The 1,776-nt window shown below is 47.3% G+C and carries 1 protein-coding gene and 1 pseudogene; one reads left to right on the top strand and one right to left on the bottom strand.

All coding sequences use genetic code 11. The annotated features are described in order from the left end of the window. Positions 1–63 precede the first annotated feature (63 nt). Positions 64–1,059 carry a transposase gene (locus B2R29_RS04185; RefSeq protein ID WP_301179916.1) on the top strand — a complete coding sequence of 332 codons (996 nt, stop codon included), beginning with the start codon at positions 64–66 and terminating at the stop codon, positions 1,057–1,059. 199 nt (positions 1,060–1,258) lie between these two features. Here B2R29_RS04185 and B2R29_RS04180 read toward each other — a convergent pair. After that, a pseudogene (locus B2R29_RS04180) lies at positions 1,259–1,674 on the bottom strand (transposase); the annotation flags it as partial. Positions 1,675–1,776 lie beyond the last annotated feature (102 nt).

The following is a 1,776-nucleotide window of genomic DNA, read 5'->3' as shown; positions in this document are numbered from 1 at the left end:
GCCTGATTGTTGAAAGATTCGCTTGTGATAATCTGCCCGTGCATTCGTTAATGGAGTAACACCGTGCCAAAGCCAAGAAAACAGCAGATTTCCCTTGATGCTACGCCGTATTACCACTGTATCTCCCGTTGTGTACGTCGGGCTTTTCTCTGTGGCACGGATACATCTACCGGCCAAAGCTATGAGCACCGCCGTGGCTGGCTAGAAGAGAAACTTCTGGTATTACCGCAAACCTTCGCTATCAATATCGCAGCTTACGCCATTATGAGTAATCACTATCATGTCGTGCTTCACATCGACAAAAAGCAGGCTGATCAATGGGCTGATCTGGAGGTCGTCGAACGCTGGCATTCACTTTTCAAGGGTAATCTGTTTTCGCAAAAATTTGTCCGCGGGGAAAACCTGGATACTTCACAGCGCGCCCGACTACAGATGATCATTGAAGAGTGGCGTTCTCGCCTCTGCGACATTAGCTGGTTTATGCGCATTCTTAATGAAGCAATCGCTCGTGAGGCCAACCGGGAAGATCGCTGTACTGGTCGATTCTGGGAAGGTCGGTTCAAATCACAAGCACTTCTGGATGAAGCCGCACTTGCCGCCTGCATGGCGTATGTCGATCTGAACCCCGTTCGTGCTCAAATGGCAAAAACACCTGAGCTGTCTGATCATACTTCCGTTAAGAAGCGATCAGAGAAAGCGAAATCTACGAAGCAGCCAAACCACCCGAATCAGCAAGCCGAGGAACTGCACCCTTTCGTTGGCAATCCCCGTCAAGATAGCCCTAAAGGTATCCAGATGCGTCTGACAGATTACCTTGAACTCGTTGACTGGACAGGCCGTATTCTCCGCGAAGACAAGCGTGGCGCCATTTCTGAAAATGCTGAGAACATTCTTACCCGACTCGGGATTGATGATTCGCAGTGGCTGGAGATGACGTCAAAATTCGAGCAGTGCTTTGCGACATTTGCAGGCAATGAGCAACGCCTACGCAGTGCCTGTGAAACGCTGAATTATCAAAGGCCACCCGGACTCAGTCGATGTAAAGCTGCATTCGGATAGCTACCCTGCCGAGAAAACCAACCGGTATTCTACAACCAGCACCAGCTGGTATTTTTCTTGCCTGAGATACTGAGAATTGAAAGGAAATCACCCGCTTTTTTGAAATAAGAACTCAATCACGGTGTGTGCATCACTCATGCTTGATTATCGCCGGTTTCATTCATCAAAATTATCGTGGCTGTCCGTTTTACTTTCTAGCATAGTAACCACTTCGCGAAACTCCCAGCCATTCACATGTTCGCTTAATGCCTAGCTCTCGTCCGAATTTCTCGATGAATCGATATCTTGCTGATGTTCCTCCGCAAGAAACCGTTGCCACTTTTTTAGCAGATCAAGCTCCTGTTTCAGCTTCTTGTTCTCTGCTTCCAGCTTCTTAACCTTCGAAATTTCCTTTTCTTGCTTTCTAGTCGCCTCGGTTAGCTTCTTACGTTTATCTGCCACGATCTTGCCTTCACGGTATTCTTTTCGCCATCGTGACAGCATAAATGGATGAATGTCGAGAGTATTGGCTACTTCCTGAACCTGAATTCCTTCTATCAGACTTAGCTGGACTGCTTTAACTTTAAACTCGTTCGAATACTGCCAGGTCTTTCTTGGCTGATTATATTTTGGCATTGGACACCTCGTCAGTTTGACTTTGGTGTCCGTTTTATCGGGGCAAGATCACAGTCCGATAACATGCGCTTGTTATGTTTCCCGAATTCATATACTAACCGC

It is taken from the genome of Thalassolituus sp. UBA3500, from assembly GCF_002377545.1.
Lineage (GTDB): Bacteria > Pseudomonadota > Gammaproteobacteria > Pseudomonadales > Oceanobacteraceae > Thalassolituus.
The sequence above is the reverse complement of the archived record's forward strand: the minus strand, read 5'-3'. Positions and strand labels throughout refer to the sequence as shown.